General features: G+C 53.8%; 19 protein-coding genes. 15 read left to right on the forward strand and 4 right to left on the reverse strand.

Going from position 1 to position 20,402, the window contains the following annotated elements; all coding sequences use genetic code 11:
- The first annotated feature begins 18 nt into the window (after positions 1–18).
- Entirely contained in the window at positions 19–888 is an 870-nt protein-coding gene (locus tag J7I43_RS02760; protein ID WP_209142986.1) for a hypothetical protein, read from the forward strand.
- Here the strand turns inward: J7I43_RS02760 and J7I43_RS02765 are convergent, their stop codons facing one another.
- Positions 889–1,242 (reverse strand): HigA family addiction module antitoxin, encoded by a 354-nt coding sequence (locus J7I43_RS02765; protein ID WP_209142988.1) that lies wholly within the window; start codon positions 1,240–1,242, stop codon positions 889–891. It abuts the gene before it with no gap.
- An 11-nt stretch (positions 1,243–1,253) separates the two neighbouring features.
- On the reverse strand, positions 1,254–1,529 hold the full coding sequence (locus J7I43_RS02770; protein WP_209142990.1) for a type II toxin-antitoxin system RelE/ParE family toxin: 276 nt from the start codon (positions 1,527–1,529) through the stop codon (positions 1,254–1,256).
- A 255-nt stretch (positions 1,530–1,784) separates the two neighbouring features.
- On the opposite strand from J7I43_RS02770, the gene J7I43_RS02775 reads away from it, so the two are divergent.
- From J7I43_RS02775 to J7I43_RS02815, 9 genes are all read left to right on the forward strand, one after another.
- A complete protein-coding gene (locus tag J7I43_RS02775; RefSeq protein ID WP_209142992.1) occupies positions 1,785–2,894 on the forward strand; it encodes an NAD(P)/FAD-dependent oxidoreductase in 1,110 nt (369 codons plus the stop codon).
- Between the two features lie 94 nt (positions 2,895–2,988).
- Positions 2,989–5,373, forward strand: coding sequence for a glycoside hydrolase family 95 protein (locus tag J7I43_RS02780; protein WP_209142994.1), 2,385 nt, complete (start codon positions 2,989–2,991; stop codon positions 5,371–5,373).
- 17 nt (positions 5,374–5,390) lie between these two features.
- Entirely contained in the window at positions 5,391–6,860 is a 1,470-nt protein-coding gene (locus tag J7I43_RS02785; RefSeq protein WP_209142996.1) for an alpha-L-fucosidase, read from the forward strand.
- Between the two features lie 150 nt (positions 6,861–7,010).
- On the forward strand, positions 7,011–8,639 hold the full coding sequence (locus tag J7I43_RS02790; protein ID WP_209142998.1) for a sodium/sugar symporter: 1,629 nt from the start codon (positions 7,011–7,013) through the stop codon (positions 8,637–8,639).
- Between the two features lie 46 nt (positions 8,640–8,685).
- On the forward strand, positions 8,686–10,173 hold the full coding sequence (locus tag J7I43_RS02795) for a xylulokinase (RefSeq protein ID WP_209143000.1): 1,488 nt from the start codon (positions 8,686–8,688) through the stop codon (positions 10,171–10,173).
- A 12-nt stretch (positions 10,174–10,185) separates the two neighbouring features.
- Complete coding sequence (gene xylA, locus J7I43_RS02800; protein WP_209143002.1) at positions 10,186–11,514, forward strand: xylose isomerase; 1,329 nt, start codon at positions 10,186–10,188, stop codon at positions 11,512–11,514.
- A gap of 99 nt (positions 11,515–11,613) precedes the next feature.
- On the forward strand, positions 11,614–12,543 hold the full coding sequence (locus tag J7I43_RS02805; protein WP_209143004.1) for an aldose 1-epimerase: 930 nt from the start codon (positions 11,614–11,616) through the stop codon (positions 12,541–12,543).
- A gap of 96 nt (positions 12,544–12,639) precedes the next feature.
- The gene (locus J7I43_RS02810) at positions 12,640–12,825 is read left to right on the forward strand and encodes a CsbD family protein (protein ID WP_209143006.1); all 186 of its coding nucleotides are present in this window, start codon (positions 12,640–12,642) and stop codon (positions 12,823–12,825) included.
- 134 nt (positions 12,826–12,959) lie between these two features.
- Positions 12,960–13,709, forward strand: coding sequence for a carboxypeptidase-like regulatory domain-containing protein (locus J7I43_RS02815; protein WP_209143008.1), 750 nt, complete (start codon positions 12,960–12,962; stop codon positions 13,707–13,709).
- Positions 13,710–13,805: 96 nt separating this feature from the next.
- Here the strand turns inward: J7I43_RS02815 and J7I43_RS02820 are convergent, their stop codons facing one another.
- A complete protein-coding gene (locus J7I43_RS02820; protein WP_236023322.1) occupies positions 13,806–14,882 on the reverse strand; it encodes a trypsin-like peptidase domain-containing protein in 1,077 nt (358 codons plus the stop codon).
- A gap of 20 nt (positions 14,883–14,902) precedes the next feature.
- Positions 14,903–15,457 carry an RNA polymerase sigma factor gene (locus tag J7I43_RS02825; protein ID WP_209143012.1) on the reverse strand — a complete coding sequence of 185 codons (555 nt, stop codon included), beginning with the start codon at positions 15,455–15,457 and terminating at the stop codon, positions 14,903–14,905.
- Positions 15,458–15,603: 146 nt separating this feature from the next.
- Between J7I43_RS02825 and J7I43_RS02830 the strand changes: the two genes are divergently transcribed.
- From J7I43_RS02830 to J7I43_RS02850, 5 genes are all read left to right on the forward strand, one after another.
- Positions 15,604–15,804: a hypothetical protein gene (locus J7I43_RS02830; RefSeq protein WP_209143014.1), complete on the forward strand. Its 201-nt coding sequence runs from the start codon at positions 15,604–15,606 to the stop codon at positions 15,802–15,804.
- A gap of 602 nt (positions 15,805–16,406) precedes the next feature.
- Positions 16,407–17,234, forward strand: a complete 828-nt coding sequence (locus J7I43_RS02835) for a prephenate dehydratase (RefSeq protein WP_209143016.1) — start codon at positions 16,407–16,409, stop codon at positions 17,232–17,234.
- A gap of 19 nt (positions 17,235–17,253) precedes the next feature.
- Positions 17,254–18,438, forward strand: a complete 1,185-nt coding sequence (locus J7I43_RS02840) for a pyridoxal phosphate-dependent aminotransferase (protein ID WP_209143018.1) — start codon at positions 17,254–17,256, stop codon at positions 18,436–18,438.
- Positions 18,435–19,277, forward strand: a complete 843-nt coding sequence (locus tag J7I43_RS02845) for a prephenate dehydrogenase (protein WP_209143020.1) — start codon at positions 18,435–18,437, stop codon at positions 19,275–19,277. The genes J7I43_RS02840 and J7I43_RS02845 overlap by 4 nt, the downstream gene beginning before the upstream one ends.
- A 37-nt stretch (positions 19,278–19,314) precedes the next feature.
- Positions 19,315–20,400, forward strand: coding sequence for a chorismate mutase (locus tag J7I43_RS02850; RefSeq protein ID WP_209143022.1), 1,086 nt, complete (start codon positions 19,315–19,317; stop codon positions 20,398–20,400).
- The last annotated feature ends 2 nt before the right edge of the window (positions 20,401–20,402 follow it).

Here is a 20,402-nt window from a genome sequence, read left to right on the forward strand (position 1 = left end):
ATATCCAAAATCCGGTCTATGTCGAAAAACCTGTTCCTGTCGGGCTGCCTTGCGGCGCTAGCATGCTGCGCTGCCTGTTCCAAAAACGAAGATTCCGTGGAGGACAAAGGCGCTAAACTCATTTTCAAATACAAATTCGATCCTAACCAGGAGCGCCTGGGCAACCTGGGGCAGCCGGTATCGGTGCCTGCGGGGAATGCCGCGCAGAGCCCGGCTTTCAGGGTGATGAGCTCGCACTACCTGGAGCTGGCGCCCGGTGCGTTAACGGCTTTGGGAAAAGGAGCGGTGCTGTACAAACACCAGGAAACGGCGAAAGGAGGCGAAACGGCCATAGATTTTGCGAGCGCGAAGCTGGCGGGAGATGGGGAGGTGTTTTATGAGGTGCCGCTGAAGGATGTGCCTGCGGGAAAGTATGAATACCTGCGGGTGTCGCTGGCGTACCAGAATTACGATATCAAATTCAATGCGCTGGGGCAGGAATGGACCGGTTCGGTGGCTTCATTCATCGGGTTTAACAGCTATATCACGAGTTATAAGATCAAAGACAGCACGCAGCAGGTGAACGGGAACCGCAAGCAGGGATATTGGGCGCTGGAAACGAAATACAGCGTGGTAAGCGGTCAGGCGCCGGCAGGGGCTACCACGGTGCCGAACCCGATCGCGGCTACTTCGCCGGTGCCTGCGGGCTCCTGCGTGGTAACGGGGCCGTTTGATACGCCGTTGCAGATCACGGGAAAGGAAAAGCAGGATGTGGTGGTAACGGTGTCGTTGTCTGTCAATAAAAGTTTTGAATGGAAAGACACGAACGGCAACGGCAAATACGACCCGCTGGAAGGGGAGGCTGTGGTGGATATGGGCGTGCGGGGGCTGAAGCCGCTGGTGAATTAACTACGCTACCTTTTTGGCTTTATGGCCCCTGCTCTTCGTTTCTTTGACGGGCAGGGGCTTTTTTAATGCCGGTTTGTAACGTTTGAGCTTAAGTTTGGCGATGCGGGGCCGGGCTTCGTTAATATTGTAAGCGGCCTGCAAACGCTGCCAGTACTCCGCGGTGCCGCCGAATACCATTTCGATGCGCAGGCTCATGTCTACGGAAAGGTCCGCCTTGCCATTGGCAAGGTGAGAAAGCGCCGTGCGGGTTACGCCCAGCATTTCGGCGGCATTGGAAATACTGAGGCCGTGTTCGTCGAAAATGAGGCCTTTGATAAGAATGCCGGGATGCTCAAGTTTCATTTTGCGTTCCATATCTAAAATTTTTAGTGATAGTCAATGTAATCCACATCGTATGCGTGCCCTTTCATAAAAATGAAAACGATCCTGTAATTGCGGTTTACTTTTACACTCCAGTGATCTTTATAATTTCCTTTCAGAGAATGTATGTCGCAGTAGCTCAGTTCATCCGGAACTATCTGTGCGCTATCGATTGCCTGAAGCAGCCACCTGATCTTGTTGAGCATGGCGGGAGGCAGCTTCATACAATCGTCATTATCCCAGCAAAGCTTTAACGCTTTGCTTCTAAAGCTTTTTATCATTGTTTTCTATTTACTCTTATAAAGAGCAGAAAACGATGATAAAGGGCGAATGAAAAAGGTGAGAATATCTCAGTGTTTCAGGGCTATTTCTCAAAAATACGGAGATGACTTTTTCATCCCCTGCCTGTATAGTGTAAAGTTACGCTTTACACTATATCAACCCAAAAAATATTCAAAAGCGTAAAGCCACGCTTTACACTTTGCTTCTACCGTTCCCAAAAAGATGGTAATAGATTTTTTTGTTACATTCGCAATATGCTGAGCTACTGGGAAAAACAAAGCCTTCTCCAATACGACTGCATCCTTCTCGGAAGCGGCATCGTCGGCCTTTCCACAGCGATCAGCCTCAAAGAACGTTTCCCCCGCCAACGCATCCTCGTACTTGAACGCGGCCTCCTCCCCACCGGCGCATCCACCCGCAACGCCGGCTTCGCCTGCATCGGCAGTCTCACCGAAATCCTCGACGACCTGCAGCATATGCCCGCAAATGATGTCGTGGCCCTTGTGCAAATGCGCCGCAAAGGCCTGCAACTCCTCCGCAGCCGCATCGGAGACGATCGTATGGATTACCGCGAAAACGGCAGCTTCGAGCTGATCAGCGATAACGAAACGCCCGCGCTCGAACAGCTCGGGAAAATAAACGAGCTGCTGTTCGACATCCTGCCCGGCCCCGCCTTTTCCCCCGCCGATGAAAAGATCGCGCAGAAAGGCATCGTTGCAAAACACCTCGTGCAGAACAATTACGAAGGCGAGCTGAACACCGGCAAAATGATGCGCACGCTCATCGACGTCGCCATCGAACGCGGCATCGAGATCAAAACAGGCTGCAACGTTACTCACTTTGAAGAAAAAGGAGACAGGGTAGAAGTCGCCGTGAACGACGGCGTCGTTTTCTCCGCCCCGCGCCTCGCCATATGCACCAACGCTTTTGCAAAAGGACTGGTCCCCGGGCTGGACGTAACGCCCGGCCGCGGACAGGTGCTCATCACCGCGCCCGTCAAAAAACTGCCTTTCAAAGGCATCTATCATTTCGACCAGGGATATTATTATTTCCGTGAACTGAACGGCCGCGTATTGTTCGGCGGCGGCCGCAATCTCGATTTCAATGGCGAAGCCACCACCGAATTCGCTTTGAGCCAACGCATACAGCAAGACCTTGAGGAAAAACTGAAAACCATCATCCTTCCCCATCACCAGTTTACCATCGAAGACCGCTGGGCGGGCATTATGGCCTTCGGCAAAACGAAGCAGCCCATCGTGCAGGCATATTCTTCCCGCATCTGGCTGGCCGTCCGCATGGGCGGAATGGGCGTGGCCATCGGTTCTGAAGTGGGCAGAACGCTTGCGGCCATGATGCAGGACTAACGGATCGTCTCAAATAGTGGTATTTAATTAACGGTATGTTGTAAGCCAACGCCTCATTTATTATATTTATCCTAATCCTACATCGTTTACAGTTATGAAAAAGCTCCTTATACTACTGTTACTGTTCTCCAATGCGGCCATGGCGCAGGAATCCATGCAGCTGTGGTACAAACAGCCCGCCCGCAGATGGGAAGAGGCTTTGCCCGTCGGCAACGGCCGAATGGGCGCGATGGTTTACGGGCGGCCTGAAAAAGAGATACTCCAGGTCAACGAAGAAAGCGTATGGGCCGGCGTTAAATTCAACGACGCCAATCCCAATGCATACAAAGTATTGGATACCATCCGCCAGCTGCTGTTCGAAGGGAAGAACCAGGAAGCGCTCACTATCGCGCAGGCCAACTTCCTCGCGGTAGACGCGGAAAATTCCACCAAAACCGCGCGCGCATTCCGCTCTTATCAAACGCTGATGAACGTGAACATCCACTACGGCTTCAGCGCCTACGATCATTATAAACGCAGTCTCGACCTCAACACCGGCATCGCCGCCACCACCTTTACGGTGAACGGCGTTGAATACAAACAGGAAGTGCTCGCTTCCGCGCCGGACAATGTGATCGTGGTGCATATCACCGCGTCGAAACCCGGCTCCATCAACGCCGCGTTCAGTATCGACCGGCCTGACATCCGCGATACAAGCAACCGCTTCGCCGATTGCAGGGTAACCGCCGCGGGCAGCAGCCAGCTGGTGCTCAACGGGCAGATCAACGACAAAAACGGCAGGGAAGACCGCGGCCCCGAAGGCCTGCATATGAAATTCGCGGGCATGCTGCAGGTGTCCAACGCCGGCGGCAGCAGGGCCGTAAACGGGCAGGAAATAAAAGTGAAGAACGCGAACACCGTAACCCTGTACATCCAGGGCGCCACCAATTACAATTACAAAAAACAGGATTTCGAGAACGCCGTGTCTGCCCTCAATAAATGTAAAAAACTGTTGCAATCCGCCGCGGCAAAGAGTTACGCAAATATCTCCGCCAAACATGTGCAGGACCTGGAGCCCATCATGGAACGCGTGAGCCTGCGCATCAACGGCCCGCATGCAGACGATCTGCCTACGGACGAGCGGCTGCTGAGAACAAAACAAGGTATCGAAGACCCGCACCTGATCAGTCTTTTCTTTCAATACGGAAGATACCTGCTCGTAAGCAGTTCCCGCGCGCCGGGCGTTTTGCCCGCCAATCTCCAGGGCATCTGGAACCAGCATCTCGACGCGCCCTGGAACGCGGATTTTCATACCAACATCAATCTCCAGATGAACTACTGGCCGGCGGAAGTGACGAATATTTCCTTCACCACCGCGCCGCTGTTCGACTTCATGGACTACATCCGGCCGGAAGGGCGCATCACCGCAAAAAAAATGTACAACGCCCGCGGCTGGGTAGTGCATCACTGTACGGATGCATTTGGTAAAACAGGAGTGCAGAACGGCGTGGCATGGGGTACTTTTCCGATGGCCGCCAGCTGGATGTGCCTGCATTTCTGGGAACATTTCGCGTTCACGCTCGATTACGCTTTCCTCAAAAACAAAGCGTATCCCGTGATGAAAGAACACGCGCTGTTCGTGGAAGATTATCTCGTGAAAAGCCCGGAAGGTTACCTCGTGACCTCCCCAGGCAGCTCCCCGGAGAACCAGTTCGTGCACCCGGTTACCGGCAAGCCCACCGGCCTCACTTACGGGCCTACGATGGACAGCCAGATCCTCCGCGAATTCCTCGGCAAATGCATCGCCGCTGCCAAAGCGCTGCGCACCGATTCTGCTGAGATCGCGCGCTGGGAAAGCATCATCGCGCAGCTGCCGCCCACCAAAACCGGGAAAGACGGGCGCATTCTCGAGTGGATGCAGGAATACCAGGAAGTAGAGCCCGGCCACCGGCACATCTCGCACCTGTTCGGCCTGCACCCCGGCACACAGATCACCGAACAAACGCCGGCTTTGTATGAAGGCGCATTGCGCACGCTCACCGGCCGTCTTGCCAAAGGCGGCGGCCACACCGGCTGGAGCCGCGCATGGATCATCAACTTCTACGCCCGCCTCAAACAGGCGGACAGTGTGAGAAACCATTTGCAGGCGCTTTTCGCCAAATCCACCCTGCCCAATCTTTTCGACAACCATCCGCCTTTCCAAATAGACGGGAATTTCGGCGCCACCGCCGGCATTGCGGAAGCGCTGCTGCAAAGCCATGGCGATTACGTGGAGCTGTTGCCCGCAGTGCCCGCCGAATGGACTTCCGGGGAGATCAAGGGGCTTTGCGCGCGCGGCGGTTTTGTGCTGGACATTGCCTGGGAGAACGGCACGCTTTCCGCCGTGAAAGTACATTCCACCACGGGGCGCAACCTGGTGCTGAAGTACCGCCAGCATTTATTGCCGCTCACCGTTGAACGAGGAAAAGAAATAACGGTATCCGTCGATCAGCTTTTATAAAAAAACACGTCAATTATATGAGATCATTAAAATGTTTGTTATGGCTGCTTTTGCCATTCACCGCGATGGCGCAGCAGTACAAGCCCACCTGGGAATCGCTGGACAGCAGGCCGGTTCCCGCATGGTTCGAAAACGCAAAGTTCGGGATATTCATCCACTGGGGCGTGTATTCCGTGCCCGCATGGGCGCCGAAAGGCGTGTACTCGGAATGGTACCAGTACTGGCTGCAATCCAAACAGGTGCACGGGAATAACAATCCCAAACCCACCGCCGTGTACGACCATCACGCAAAAGTGTATGGCGACGATTTTTCGTATTACAAATTCGCGGACCTTTTTAAAGCCGAAGACTTCGACCCGGACGCATGGGCGAAACTCTTCGAAAAATCAGGCGCCAAATACATCGTGCTTACTTCCAAACACCACGACGGTTTTGCCCTCTGGCCCAGCAAAGAAGCCACCAAAGCCTTCGGCACGCCCTGGAACGCGGTAGATGCGGGCGCCAAACGCGACCTGCTGGGCGACCTCACCGCCGCCGTGCGCAAAACGCCGGTGAAGATGGGCTTTTATTATTCGCTGTACGAATGGTACAACCCGCTGTACAAAAACAAACAATACAAAGCGTACGTGAACGATCATATGATCCCGCAGCTGAAAGACCTCGTGAACCGTTACGAGCCGGACATTATCTGGCCCGACGGCGAATGGGAGCAGTCGGACACGCTGTGGCAAAGCCGCGAATTCCTCACCTGGCTGTACAACGAATCGCCGGTGAAAGACAAGATCGCGGTGAACGACCGCTGGGGCAAAGGCATCCGTAAAAAACACGGCGGTTATTACACCACGGAATACGAAGTGGGAGCGAAGTTTGCCCGCCCCTGGGAAGAATGCCGCGGCATGGGCTTTTCGTTCGGTTATAACAGGAATGAGGACGTAGAGGATTACAACAGCGCGCAGTCGCTGATATACCTGCTGCTCGATATCGTGAGCAGCGGCGGCAACCTGTTGCTGGACATCGGGCCGGATGCGCAGGGCAAGATCCCGCCCATTATGCAGGAACGCCTGCTGCAGATCGGCAAATGGCTCGATGTGAACGGCGAGGCCATCTACAACACCCGCGCCTGGAAAACGCATGTGCAATGGTCTGAAGGCCGCCAGGACTGGAAGCCGGCGAATAAAGGCATGGTAAGCGGCGAGGTGATGCTGAAACAGACCGTAAACCCCGACCCCGGTTATGCCCGCAAAGAATTGTTCTTCACCGTGAACGGCGACAATGTTTACGCCATCGCGCCCGTTCTTCCCGAAGGCAGGCTGCTCATTAAAGGCGTACAGCCTTCTGCAGGCACGAAAGTTCGGCTGCTGGGCTACGACAAAGACCTTTCTTTCAAAAAAGTAACGGGCGGCATCGAGGTTTCCGTGCCCAGGCTGAGCGTGAAAGAAACGCCCTGCGAGCATGCGTTCACGTTTAAGATCACTAAAGCCAGTTAATTGATTGTGAACAGTTTGGACCGGCCCGTGGGGATGCCCCTCCCGGGCCGGTCTTTTTTATGCCAATATTTTTAACTGTAGATTTAACAATTAAAAATAGTTTGTTATCTTGACACACTATTAATTTTTCTCACGTTATTCTGATACAAAATGGAACTGAAAGATTATTTCGTCTTTGCCATTTACTTTGTGATCGTAGCAGGCTATGGCTACTATATCTACAACCGTAAAAAGAAAGCTGTCGCCGACACAAAAGACTTTTTTCTTGCAGAAGGGTCTCTTACCTGGTGGGCTATCGGCGCATCGCTGATCGCCTCCAATATTTCCGCCGAGCAGTTCATCGGCATGAGCGGCTCCGGCTTTAAAATGGGGCTTGCTATCAGTACTTACGAATGGATGGCGGCCGCTACACTGCTGGTGGTGGCGATCTTTTTCCTGCCTATTTACCTCAAAAATAAGATCTATACCATGCCGCAGTTCCTGCAGCAACGGTACGATTCAAGGGTAAGCACGGTGATGGCGGTGTTCTGGCTGTTGCTGTACGTGTTCGTGAACCTCACTTCCATCCTTTATCTCGGGGCGCTCGCGGTATCTACCATTTCCGGCTTCAGCTTTACGGCGTGCATGATCGGTTTGGCGGTGTTCGCGGTGATCATTACGCTAGGCGGTATGAAAGTGATCGGTTTTACCGACGTGATCCAGGTGTTTTTCCTGATCCTCGGCGGCCTGGCTACTACATACCTGGCGCTAAACCTCGTATCGCAGAATCTCGGCAGCGGCGGGCAGGGTTATTCCATCGACGGGATGATGAACGGGCTGGGACTGCTGCGGCAGAAAGCGCCCGAGCATTTCCATATGATCTTCGACAAAAGCAATCCCAATTACATGGAGCTTCCCGGGCTGGCCGTACTGATCGGCGGCATGTGGATCGTGAACCTGAATTACTGGGGCTGTAACCAATATATCACGCAGCGCGCGCTGGGCGCGGACCTGAAGACCGCGCGCAACGGCCTGCTGTTTGCCGGTTTCCTCAAGCTGCTCATGCCGATTATCGTAGTGCTGCCCGGTATTGCGACATACGTGTTGTGGAAGAACGGCATGTTCCAGCAAGAAATGCTCGGTTTCGTAGACGGCAAGGAAGTAGTGAAGCCGGACAATGCGTATCCCATCCTGCTGAACCTGCTGCCCGCGGGCCTGAAAGGGCTTTCCTTCGCAGCGCTCACCGCCGCCATCGTGGCGTCCCTGGCTGGTAAAGCGAACAGCATCGCAACGATCTTCACGCTCGATATCTACAAGCACATCTTCAAGAAAAATGCTACCGAGCAGGACCAGGTGAAGGTAGGCCGCATCGTGATCATCGTATCCTGCATCATCGCGGCCATTGTTGCGCCCGCGCTGAAGAGCCTCGACCAGGGTTTCCAGTTCATCCAGGAATACACCGGGTTTATTTCCCCGGGCGTGTTCGCGATCTTCATTCTCGGGTTCTTCTGGAAACGCACCACCGCCAATGCCGCATTGGCAGGCGCCGCGCTGGCGATCCCGCTGTCTGTCTGGTTAAAGTTCCAGTTCACCACGCTGCCCTTCATCAACAGGATGGGCTGGGTGTTCCTGATCATCGTTGCCGTTATGGCCGTGATCAGCCTGGCTGACCCGCGCAGCAAAGACAATCCGAAAGCGCTTAAAATTGATGCGTCCATGTTCAAACTCAACCCGGCATTCACTATCGGCGCCATCCTCATTTGCGGGATATTGGCGGCGTTGTACACCGTGTTCTGGTAACAGGTAACATCGTTTTTTTACATTCCACGCATTACGCTACAGTATTATGTTTTTAATCGGTTATGATATCGGCTCTTCGTCTATAAAGGCCGCCCTGCTGGATGCCGCAACAGGCTGTTGCCTGGCGGCTTCCACCGGGTCGGATGGCGAACTGGTCATGAATGTGCCCCGCTCCGGCTGGGCCGAGCAGGACCCTGAAATGTGGTGGCAGGAAGTGATCAAAGCCACCCGCGCCCTCCGCGGACAATATGCATTCGATCCCGCCGCCGTAAAAGGCATCGGCATCGCTTACCAGATGCACGGATTGGTGTGCATAGACGAAAACCAGCAGGCCCTGCGGCCTTCCATTATCTGGTGCGACAGCCGCGCCGTGGCCCTTGGAGACAAAGCCGCGCAGGACCTCGGCAGCGCCTACACCCTTCCGCATCTCCTCAATTCCCCCGGGAATTTCACCGCTTCCAAACTCAAATGGGTGCAGGAAAACGAGCCGGCGCTCTACGCCCGCATCAAACATATCATGCTGCCCGGCGATTTTATCGCGATGCGCCTCACCGGCCAGCCCGCCACTACGCTTTCCGGCCTGTCCGAAGGCATTTTCTGGGACTTTGCGGAGCAGCAGGTATCGCAACGTTTGCTCGATTATTACAAAATAGACCGTAGCCTGTTGTCGCCCATCGTGCCCACGTTCGGCGAACAGGGCCGTGTGACGGACAAAGCGGCGGAGCTGCTCGGTTTGCGTGCAGGCATTCCCGTTACCTACCGCTCCGGCGATCAGCCGAACAACGCATTTTCGCTGAACGTGCTGCAGCCCGGCGAAGCCGCCACCACAGCGGGCACTTCGGGAGTGGTGTACGCCGTGCACGATGCCGCGGCGTACGATGCGGAAAGCAGGGTGAATACCTTCATGCACGTGAACCAGACCGATAAAGATATTCGCAACGGCGTGCTGATGTGCCTCAACGGCACCGGCATCCTCAACAGCTGGCTGCGCGGCATCACCGGCGGGCTTTCGTACGACGACATGAACCAGCTTGCCGCCAAAGCGCCCATCGGCTCGGAAGGTTTGCAGATATTTCCTTTCGGCAACGGCGCGGAGCGCATTCTCGCCAACCGTCAGCCAGGCGCAAGAATAGAAGGCCTCGAGTTTGGCGTGCATCATCGCGAGCACTTGCTGCGCGCGGGCCAGGAGGGGATCGTATTTGCATTGACCTACGGCGTGGACATCATGCGGCAAATGGGCCTGCAGATCAGCCGCGTGAGAGCGGGCAAAGCCAACATGTTCCTCAGCCCGCTGTTCCGGGAAGTTTTCGCCAATACCGCGGGCGTTACGATTGAATTGTATAATACAGACGGCGCGCTGGGCGCGGCAAGAGGCGCGGGGGTGGGCGCGGGCGTGTATGGCTCGTTCCCCGAAGCGTTCATTGGCATGGAATGCCTGGCCTCCATCGAGCCGGATGCGAATATCAGCAAAGCTTACGGCGAAACGTACGAAAAATGGAAAAACCGCCTCGGCCAGATCCTTTCAACTCTTTAAAAACTTTTGACCATGAATATCATTACCGGCAACAAAACATATTTCCCGACAGTAGGGAAGATCAGCTTTGAAGGCGCACAATCAGATAATCCGTTCGCCTATAAATGGTACGACGAAAACAAAGTGATCAACGGCAAACCGCTGAAAGAACTCTTCCGTTTCGCAGTGGCTTATTGGCACACGTTCTGCGGCACCGGCGGCGATCCTTTCGGTCCCGGTACCAAGGCCTTTCCCTGGCTCACGGCCTCCGATCCCGTGCAGCAGGCGAAAGACAAAATGGACGCGGCTTTTGAGTTCATCACCAAACTCGGCGTGCCGTATTATTGTTTTCATGATATCGACCTGGTAGACGAAGGCGGCAGTCTTTCCCAATACGAAAGCCACCTGCAGCAGATCGTTGAGTATGCGAAGGAAAAACAAAAAGCCAGCGGCGTGAAATTGCTCTGGGGCACCGCCAACGTGTTCAGCAACCCGCGTTATATGAACGGCGCTTCCACCAATCCCGATTTTGCAGTAGTGGCTTACGCCGGCACGCAGATCAAAAACGCGCTGGACGCCACGATCGCGCTGGGCGGTGAAAACTACGTGTTCTGGGGCGGCCGCGAAGGGTACATGACGCTGCTGAACACCGATATGAAAAGAGAGCTGGAGCATCTTGCCCGCTTTCTCACCATGGCCCGCGATTATGCGCGTAAACAGGGCTTTAAGGGAACGTTCTTCATCGAACCGAAACCCTGTGAGCCTACCAAACATCAATACGACTACGACAGCGCCACGGTGATCGGTTTCCTGCGCCAGTTCGGTCTTGATAAAGACTTTAAGCTCAACATCGAAGTGAACCACGCTACGCTGGCCGGCCATACCTTCCAGCACGAACTGCAAACGGCGGCAGACGCGGGCATGCTGGGCAGCATCGACGCCAACCGCGGCGATTACCAGAACGGCTGGGACACCGACCAGTTCCCGATGAACCTCAACGAATTGGTGGAAACCATGCTGGTGATCCTGGAATCGGGCGGTTTTGCAGGCGGCGGCGTAAACTTCGACGCAAAAGCGCGCCGCAACTCCACCGATCTTGAGGATATTTTCCACGCGCACATCGGCGGCATGGACGCATTTGCGCGCGCGGCCATCGTTGCAGACAAGATCCTGCGCGAATCGCCCTATCGCAAATTCCGCACGGAACGGTACGCTTCCTTCGATAGCGGCCAGGGTAAAGCCTTTGAAGAAGGCAAACTGCAGCTGGAAGATCTCCGCGCGTTCGCCATCGCCAACGGCGAGCCCAAGCAGACCAGCGGCCGGCAGGAATGGCTGGAAAACATCATCAACCAGTACATTTAATTTTTTCAATCATAAAAAAGGCGCCGTTGTTACCGCAGCGACGCCTTTTTGCATATGAACTTTTTGCCGCCATTTTGTATTTTACCGCAAATTGACAGCATGGGATTTAGTATCGAACACCTGGAGGAAAACGGTTTCTCCATTATTGCCCTGAAAGACGACGCAGGGGCCCAAGTGCATGTGATCCCCTCTTTCGGGGCGCTGCTGCACGCGTTTATCGTGCCTAACGGCAATGGAAAACTGAATGTAATAGACAGCTATAAGAATGTAAGCGAGCTCAACGCGGGCGTTACCGGCAGTTTCAAAAGCGTAAAGCTCAGCCCCTTCGCCTGTCGCATCAAAGACGCGCGGTACAACTGGCAGGGAAAAAGTTATACCGTTCAGAAATCCCCCATCCACGGCCTGCTGTACGACCAGGCATTCACCATTACAAAAGAGGAAGTGAACGACAGTTACGCCGAGATCGAGCTGGAACATCATTATCCTGGTTCAGACGCCGGTTATCCTTTCCCGTACAGCTGCGAAGTAAAATACCGCCTGCTGCCCGACCAGATGCTGCAGGTAACCACCGCCATCCTCAACCAGCATTCCGGCGCTATCCCCGTCATGGACGGCTGGCACCCGTACTTTACGACGGGCACGCCGGTAGACCAGCTGGAACTGCAATTCTGGTCGAAAGAGATCGTCGAATTCGACGAAAAACTCATTCCCACCGGCAAAGTGTTGCCTTTCAACGGCTACAGCGAAAGCAAAAGCCTCCATGGCGTGAGCCTGGACAATTCCTTCCTGCTCGATTTTAACCGCCCCGCGCCGCTCTGCACCCTGAAAGACCCGGTAAAAGGCGTACAGATCGAGTTTTTCCCCGATCAGGCCTATCCCGTACTGCAGGTATACACGCCGCCGCACCGCAACAGCATTGCGATTGAAAACCTGACCGGCGCCCCGAACGCTTTCAACAACGGCATGGGACTGGTTACCCTGGAAGCGGGGGAAAGTATGCTTTTTACCACGGCCGTTCGCGTAAAATAGCCACCATAGCCGGTTTTGATCAATAACTGCTGTTTGGCACAAACTTTGGATTTCAGGTAGCATGACCCCTCATTTTTCACAATTAAATGTCATGATATGGACATCCTGATGATCAAGGACCGGTGGACGGAGATAAAGAGCAAGCTGAAACAAATGTTTGACGACCTGACGGATAAAGACCTGTATTACGAGCAGGGAAAAGACGACCGCCTGATCGGGCAGATCCAGATCAAGCTGGGTAAGTCGCGGGATGAAGTGATTTCGCTCATCCGGTCTTTGTAAAAAGCAAGAACTACGGCAATTCCCGGGAGACCAGTGCACTCCCGGGAATTGATTTTTATATTACATTCGTGTATTAACTATTCACAGGCACAATTGTTAGTAAATACATGATCAGCAGACTGTTATTTGGAACCATGCTTGCCGTCCTGCTTGCGGGAGGCGCTTTCACCCCGGCCGGGGCGCAGGATTATCAGAACCCCGTTACCCTGCGCGGCCAGATCACCAGTGCAGACGGGCAGCTGGTGTTGTACCCAGCCACTATCCGGAATAAAAACACCGGCGCCAGGGTATTTTCCGACCAGGGCGGCTATTACCGCATCAATGCCAACAGCGGCGACGAAATTCTCATCTCTTTTATCGGTTACGTGTCAGACAGCGTGAAGGTGACCAATGTGGCCGGCACGCAGATCTACAATGCGCGGCTGCGGATGAAAGAGCGGTTTCTGCCGCAGGTGGAGGTTTCCGGCCGCTGGAACCCTTACCAGCTCGATTCCATAGCGCGGTACGAGGAGTTCAGGCCGTTCCTGGAAGAAAAAACGCGTACGCTGGTGGATACCTCGAAACGCACCAGCGGCGGCTTCGGGATTACATTCAGTCCCTTTACGCGCGCTTCGCGGAAACAAAAGGACCTCCGGAAATTCAAAAAGCTGTACGCGGAAAACGAGATACAGCAATACATCGACTACCGTTATTCCAAAAGTTTTGTAAGCCGGGTAACCGGGTTCACGGGCGATACGCTGATGCAGTTCATGCAGGTGTACACACCGTCTTACGGCCTGCTGCGCAAGATCACCAACGAAGACCTGATCATGTGGATCTCCGTGAGAGCAAAACAATGGAAGCAGGACCCGAAAAGGGTGCTGAAGGAAAACGATCTGCAATAACGGATCAACTTACCGCAAATAAAGAAAGGGCCGGATCACTCCGGCCCTTTTCTTTTTATTTTTCATTTTGGAAAGCAAATCACAACAACCCGCGGTTTAGTTATACACTTTCACCATATACACAAACTCTTCGAGCTTTTTAGCCTGGTCTACGCGGTTGAGGCCGCCCAGCTGGCTTTTCTGTTTCAGGTCCCTGCGGTTGAATTTTTCTTTGGGAAGCTCGTCCAGCAGACGTTTCAGGTGGCCGGACTTCACTGCGAAAGCAATACCGTCTGAAGAGGATTGTTTGCCGGTGATGATGCCGATCACTTCGCCGCTGTTATCCAGCAGGGGAGCGCCGCTGTTGCCGGGGTTCACGGGGATGCTTACCTGGTAGGCCAGGGTATCGCCGTTGAAGCCGGTCTGTGCGCTGATGTAGCCCATGCCATAAACGATCTCGTCTCTCGGGAAGCCCATGCTGAACACTTCCTGGCCGAGGCGGGAAGGCTGCAGTTTCAGCGAGTAGGGAAGCGCCGGCGTGCGGAAATTGGAATCCGCCACGCGAAGCACCGCCAGGTCGCTGGACACGTCTTCGAAAATGCTCACCGCCTTGAAGGCTTCGCCTTTGTTGTTTTGAATATAAATGGAATCCGCCCCGGCGATTACGTGGTAATTAGTGACCATGAAACCGTTGCGGCTGATGGCGAAACAGGTGCCGCCATAGGTGCCGGGGTTGAGGGGAGGATTGTTTTTGCTGATATCGCGGATGAGAGCGTTCTGCGAGCGCTGGATATTGTTCAGCACGCGGCGCACGTCTTCATACTTGGAAGTGTAAGACCTTTTGGCATTATTCTGCATAATGGCCATGGTGGCGAGGGAAGTGATGAGCGCGATGGATGCTGCCGCGGCGAGGTTGAGCCAGGTGCGGCGGCGGCTGCGCAGCGGTACCACCGGCGCCAGTGCGGGCGGAGCGACGGGTATTTCCGCTTTGGCATGGATGGAATCCATGCGGCGGAGCAGGTCTTTCCGCATGCCGTTGGCCCTAAGCTGCTGCAACAGCAGCCGGTGCTCGGTTACCTGCCGGTCGATAGCGGAATCGCTGCGGCGGAGAGATTCGAAGGCCTCCTTTTCAGGGGCGCTCATTTCTCCGTCGAGATAACGTTCTATTTCCTGGATTAAATGTATATCGTTCATCACAACAGCCTCCCTGGCTTTTATTTATATGGTGCAAAGAATAATTTCTTCAGTCGCATCAGGCATTTGTATTTCTGGTTCTTCGCATTTTCGGCGTTGGTGTAGCCGAACCTTTCCGCGATATCCTGCATACTCTGCCGGTGGATGTAATAATCTTCAAGGATGGTTTTGCAAGGCTCCCCGATCTTCCCCATCGCCTCTTCCATTTGTTTGAACTGCCGGTCGCGTTCGAGATGTGCTTCAAGGGCGTCTTCTGCGGCGGTGGTTTCTTCCAGCTCCCCGAAAAGGGGCGCGCTGAGGGAAGAGCTTTGTAACTTCTTGAGCCACAGCCTTCTGCAAACGGAATAAAGGAAGGTCTTTAAACGCGAGCTTAGCACAAATCCCCCTTCCTGCACCTTTTCATACAACACGATCATCGCTTCCTGGAAGATGTCTTTGGCATCGTCTTCCGACCCGTTATTCTGCATGACCATCCTGGCGATTGCCGGGAAATTTTCTAAATAAATGGTTTCCAAAGACTTATCGTCGTTGGCGGCCAGCCCGTGCAGTAATTCCTGATCCCTTTCTATGTGCAAAAGATTATTCACTTATTAATACGATTAGCGGCTTTTAGTAACCCAAAGTAGGAAAAATAATTTTTTTTGAAATGGCGGGTTACCTTTTGGGTGATCCCGGAATAAAGTATAAATCTCATTTCAAATAAACCTTAAAAACATTCAAAATGAAAAAGTTTGGTTTCCTGGCACTCGCCCTCGGTCTGTTCGTTGCAGCTTGTAACAATGCTGGTACTTCCGGTTCTGGTGATTCTACCAACCTGGACAGCGCGATCAACAACAGCGTAGACACTTCTACCATCGCTCCCGTTGACACTGCTGCAGTGGTTGACTCTGCGGTTGTAGCTCCTGCTGATTCTGCTAAATAATTATAGGCAAGCAAAAGGATATTCATCCGGGCCCCGCTGCGTAAGCGGGGCTTTTTTTTGCCTTGTCCGCGCCAGGCACAAAGCTCTCCCCAGCAAATTTCCTTCCGGAAAATTATTTGCTATAGCATACAAAACGCCTCTTTGATGCCAATATTGTACCATTTTTATCCCGTTTTTGAATAAAATCTATGTAATTAATTGTTTTGTTTGATGATTTTTATATTTTTGCACGGCTCTTTGAACAATTAAAATCCTGGCTTACTTTTGTTCTATCAAAATAAACAGCAATGCAACAACGCACTTTCGGTTACTTTTACGGCTTTTACTTTTTCTGGTACCAGGAATAGGAGGTTCGTTTGTGCTGAAAATGCTTAAAAATATAACGGGCCTCCTGGAAAGGGGGCCTTTCTTTTTACAATGAATTCCGATAAACAGATTATATGTCACAAAAGAGCTTTAGCCTGTATTTCTTTTATTTTTTCTTTTACCACGAAGAAAGCGGGACTCTCTTGTAACAACGGTTTATCAAAAACGAACAAATGAAGGGTCCCGCTCAAAAGGGGGCCCTTTTTTATTGACTCAATCATTCATATTCTCAGCTCATGCGTATTGCCATACAAGGATTCGAAGGATGTTTTCACCAGATCGCCGCGCGCAACTATTTCGGGAAACAGTCCGAAATTGAAGCCTGCGCCTCTTTCCCCGAGCTTGTCAGGAAAGTGAAGAATGCAGACAATGCCGATGCCGGCATGATGGCCATCGAAAACTCCATTGCCGGGAGCATCCTGCCCAATTACAGCCTGCTTAAAAACTCAGGCCTGCACGTGATCGGCGAGGTTTACCTCCAGATCAACCAGCACCTGATGGTAATGCCCGGGCAGTCCATCGAAGACATCAAGGAAGTGCACAGTCACCCCATGGCCCTGCTGCAGTGTATGGACTTCCTGGCGAAACACCCGCAGATCAAACTAGTGGAAACGGAAGACACGGCCCTCAGCGCCAAACATGTGCGCCAGAAAAAGCTGAAAAGCACGGCGGCCATCGCGGGCGACCTCGCGGCGGAGATCTATGAGCTGGACATCATCGGGCGCAACATTCATACCGCCAAGAACAATTACACCCGTTTCCTGGCGATTTCAAAAAATGGCGTGCAACCGCCCGCTGATGCAAACAAATCTTCCGTATATTTCCAAACTTCCAACGAGAGCGGCAGCCTGGCGAAGGTGCTCACCCGGATCGCAGGGGAAGGTATTAACCTCAGCAAGATCCAGAGCTTCCCCATCCCGGCGAAAGAATGGCATTATTATTTCCATGCCGACATGGAATTCGAATCCCTGGATCATTTCCAGCAGGCGCTGAAAAAGATCACACCGCTTACGGAGCGCCTCACGGTGCTGGGTATATACAAAAAAGGCAATACGCATACCTGATACCTGAAATCATAAACTAATGCAACCATCCGTAGCCAAACGATTACAGCATACAGAGGAATATTATTTCTCACGGAAGCTCCGCGAAATCGACGATATGAATAAAGCGGGCGCCAACGTGATCAACCTGGGCATCGGCAGTCCCGACCTGCCGCCGCACCCCTCGGTGACGGCCGCGCTCAACGAGCACGCCGCCAAGCCCAACACCCACGCCTACCAGGGCTACAAAGGCATTCCCGCCCTCAGGCAGGCCATTGCCGGCTGGTACGGCCGTTACTACAACGTTCCCCTCAACCCCGATATGGAAGTGCTGCCGCTTATCGGCTCCAAGGAAGGCATCATGCACATCTGCATGACGTTCCTCCAGGAAGGAGACGAAGCCCTCATTCCCGACCCGGGTTACCCCACCTACCGTTCCGCCGTGCAGCTTTCGGGCGCCACGCCGGTTACCTACGATCTGGACGTCGCCAACGACTGGCAGCCGGATCTCGCCGCCCTGGAACAGCGCGACCTGACGAACGTTAAGCTCATGTGGGTGAATTACCCGCATATGCCCACCGGCGCGCAGGCAAAAAAAGATACTTTCGAAAAACTGGTGGCCTTCGCCACCAAACATCATATTCTTCTTTGCCACGACAACCCGTACAGTTTTATCCTGAACGACCGCCCCGCCAGCCTCATGGCCACGCCGGGCGCAAAAGAAGTGGCGCTGGAACTGAATTCCCTCAGCAAAAGCGGCAATATGGCCGGATGGCGTGTAGGCATGCTCGTGGGGAAAGCGGAATTCCTCAACGACATCCTGCGCTTTAAAAGCAATATGGATTCGGGCATGTTCCAGCCCGTGCAGATGGCCGCCGTGGCCGCGCTTGAGCTGGGGCCTGAATGGTACGCCGAACTGAATACCATTTACGCCGGCCGCCGCAAAAAAGTGTTCGAGCTGCTGGAACTGCTGGGCGCGCAATTCGACCGCAACCAGGTAGGCATGTTCGTTTGGGCGAAAATACCGGCGGGATATGCGGACGGTTATGCCGTGAGCGACGCCGTGCTGCAGAAAGCGCATGTGTTCATCACCCCCGGCGGCATCTTTGGCGCGAACGGGCAGCAATACATCCGCGTAAGCCTTTGCCGCGACGAACAGGTATTCGCCGAAGCGATCGAGCGGGTGAGAAAAACGATTGTTGCACCTCAAACCGCCGCCATATGATAGCCGCCGTCGTAGGAGTGGGCCTGATCGGCGGTTCGCTCGCCCTCAGCCTCAAAGAAAAAGGTGTGGCCAACTGGATCATCGGCGTGGATTTTAACGAAGAAAATCTCGCCAAAGCCCAGGAACTGAAAATAATCGACGAAGGCTCCACGCTCGAAGATGCGCTGGAACGCGCGCAGCTGATCGTGCTGGCCATCCCGGTAGACGCGCTGCTGCAAACACTTACGTCTATTCTCGATAAAGTGAAGCCGCATCATGTGATCATGGACGTGGGCTCCACCAAACAAAAATTATTGCAGCTCGCTGCCGGTCATCCTCAAAGAGGCCGCTTTGTAGCCGCCCACCCGATGGCCGGCACCGAGTATTCCGGTCCTGAAGCGGCCGTGCGCAACCTGTTCGCGCAAAAAACGATGGTGCTCTGCGATGTGAAGAACAGCGACGAAGACGCGCTGGAGCTGGTGGAATCGATGGTGGACAAACTGAACATGCGCATCGTGTACATGAATGCCGAAGAGCACGACCTGCACACGGCGTACGTGAGCCACATTTCCCACATCACCTCCTTCGCGCTGGCATTAACGGTGCTGAAAAAAGAGAAAGAGCAGGGAAGGATCTTCGAGCTGGCCAGCGGCGGTTTCGAATCCACCGTAAGGCTTGCCAAAAGCTCGCCGGACATGTGGGTGCCGATCTTCAAACACAACCGCAACAATGTGCTGGACGTACTGGAGGAGCATATCAACCAATTACAGCAGATGAAACAGCTGCTGCAGGCGGAAGATTACGACACCTTCTACAAGCTGATCCAGAAAAGCAATAAGATCAGGAAGATCCTGAAATAACAAATCATTTGTAAACTCTTAACACGTCACGATAACAATGGAACAGATCTTAGCAAAAACAAAATTCGCAGATCCGGCTTCAGACAAAAAGCCGCTGATCATTTCAGGCCCCTGCTCGGCCGAAACTGAGGAACAAACGCTTGCCACCGCGCTGGCGCTGGCAAAAACCGGTAAAGTGGATGTGCTGCGCGCCGGTATCTGGAAGCCCCGCACCCGCCCCGGCTCTTTCGAAGGCATCGGTGCAAAAGGCCTGCCCTGGCTGCAGAAAGCCAAAGAACTGACGGGCATGCCTACAACGGTGGAAGTAGCTACCGCCAAACAGGTGGAAGACGCGCTGCATTTCGGTGTAGACATCCTCTGGATCGGCGCCCGCACTACCGTAAACCCCTTCTCCGTGCAGGACGTGGCCGACGCGCTGAAAGGCGTGAAGATCCCCGTGCTGATCAAAAACCCGATCAACCCCGACCTGGAACTGTGGATCGGCGCCGTTGAGCGTATCGCCAAAGCAGGCATCGAGAAGATCGGTTTGATCCACCGCGGCTTCTCCAGCTACGGCAACACCGAATACCGCAACGCGCCCATGTGGCACCTGGCGATCGAACTGAAACGCCGCCACCCCGAACTGCCCATGATCTGCGACCCGAGCCACATCAGCGGCCGCCGCGACATTCTGCAGGCAGTAGCGCAGGAAGCGATCGACCTCGATTACGATGGCCTGATGCTCGAAACGCACGTTGATCCGGATAACGCATGGAGCGACGCCAAACAGCAGATCACGCCCGAGAAATTCGGCGAAATGCTGGACAACATCACCTGGAGGCACGAGCGTACCGACCAGAAAGATTTTAACACCGCGCTGGAAAAACTGCGCAACCAGATCAACGGCATCGACGACGAGATCCTGCTGCTGCTGGGCAACCGCATGAAGATCGCGGAGAAGATCGGCCAGTACAAAAAAGAGAACAACATCACGATCCTGCAGACCAACCGCTGGAACGAGATCCTGGACCGCGGCATCCGCGCCGGCGAAAAGCTGGGCCTTACCAAAGATTTCGTGCTGAAATACTTTGACGCGGTGCACCTGGAATCCATCAACCGCCAGAACAAAGTGATGAACGACTAAGC

It is taken from the genome of Chitinophaga chungangae, from assembly GCF_017742215.1.
Classification (GTDB): Bacteria; Bacteroidota; Bacteroidia; order Chitinophagales; family Chitinophagaceae; genus Chitinophaga; species Chitinophaga chungangae.

Excerpts from the sequence above, each read along its gene's own strand:
- J7I43_RS02765 (WP_209142988.1), bottom strand. The coding sequence starts at position 1,242 with ATGGAACGCAAAATGAAACTTGAGCATCCCGGCATTCTTATCAAAGGC.
- J7I43_RS02820 (WP_236023322.1), bottom strand. The coding sequence starts at position 14,882 with ATGAACGATATACATTTAATCCAGGAAATAGAACGTTATCTCGACGGA.
- J7I43_RS02845 (WP_209143020.1), top strand. The coding sequence starts at position 18,435 with ATGATAGCCGCCGTCGTAGGAGTGGGCCTGATCGGCGGTTCGCTCGCC.
- J7I43_RS02795 (WP_209143000.1), top strand. The coding sequence starts at position 8,686 with ATGTTTTTAATCGGTTATGATATCGGCTCTTCGTCTATAAAGGCCGCC.
- J7I43_RS02835 (WP_209143016.1), top strand. The coding sequence starts at position 16,407 with ATGCGTATTGCCATACAAGGATTCGAAGGATGTTTTCACCAGATCGCC.
- J7I43_RS02780 (WP_209142994.1), top strand. The coding sequence starts at position 2,989 with ATGAAAAAGCTCCTTATACTACTGTTACTGTTCTCCAATGCGGCCATG.
- J7I43_RS02790 (WP_209142998.1), top strand. The coding sequence starts at position 7,011 with ATGGAACTGAAAGATTATTTCGTCTTTGCCATTTACTTTGTGATCGTA.
- J7I43_RS02840 (WP_209143018.1), top strand. The coding sequence starts at position 17,254 with ATGCAACCATCCGTAGCCAAACGATTACAGCATACAGAGGAATATTAT.
- J7I43_RS02810 (WP_209143006.1), top strand. The coding sequence starts at position 12,640 with ATGGACATCCTGATGATCAAGGACCGGTGGACGGAGATAAAGAGCAAG.
- J7I43_RS02850 (WP_209143022.1), top strand. The coding sequence starts at position 19,315 with ATGGAACAGATCTTAGCAAAAACAAAATTCGCAGATCCGGCTTCAGAC.
- J7I43_RS02785 (WP_209142996.1), top strand. The coding sequence starts at position 5,391 with ATGAGATCATTAAAATGTTTGTTATGGCTGCTTTTGCCATTCACCGCG.
- J7I43_RS02770 (WP_209142990.1), bottom strand. The coding sequence starts at position 1,529 with ATGATAAAAAGCTTTAGAAGCAAAGCGTTAAAGCTTTGCTGGGATAAT.
- xylA (WP_209143002.1), top strand. The coding sequence starts at position 10,186 with ATGAATATCATTACCGGCAACAAAACATATTTCCCGACAGTAGGGAAG.
- J7I43_RS02815 (WP_209143008.1), top strand. The coding sequence starts at position 12,960 with ATGCTTGCCGTCCTGCTTGCGGGAGGCGCTTTCACCCCGGCCGGGGCG.
- J7I43_RS02805 (WP_209143004.1), top strand. The coding sequence starts at position 11,614 with ATGGGATTTAGTATCGAACACCTGGAGGAAAACGGTTTCTCCATTATT.
- J7I43_RS02775 (WP_209142992.1), top strand. The coding sequence starts at position 1,785 with ATGCTGAGCTACTGGGAAAAACAAAGCCTTCTCCAATACGACTGCATC.
- J7I43_RS02760 (WP_209142986.1), top strand. The coding sequence starts at position 19 with ATGTCGAAAAACCTGTTCCTGTCGGGCTGCCTTGCGGCGCTAGCATGC.
- J7I43_RS02830 (WP_209143014.1), top strand. The coding sequence starts at position 15,604 with ATGAAAAAGTTTGGTTTCCTGGCACTCGCCCTCGGTCTGTTCGTTGCA.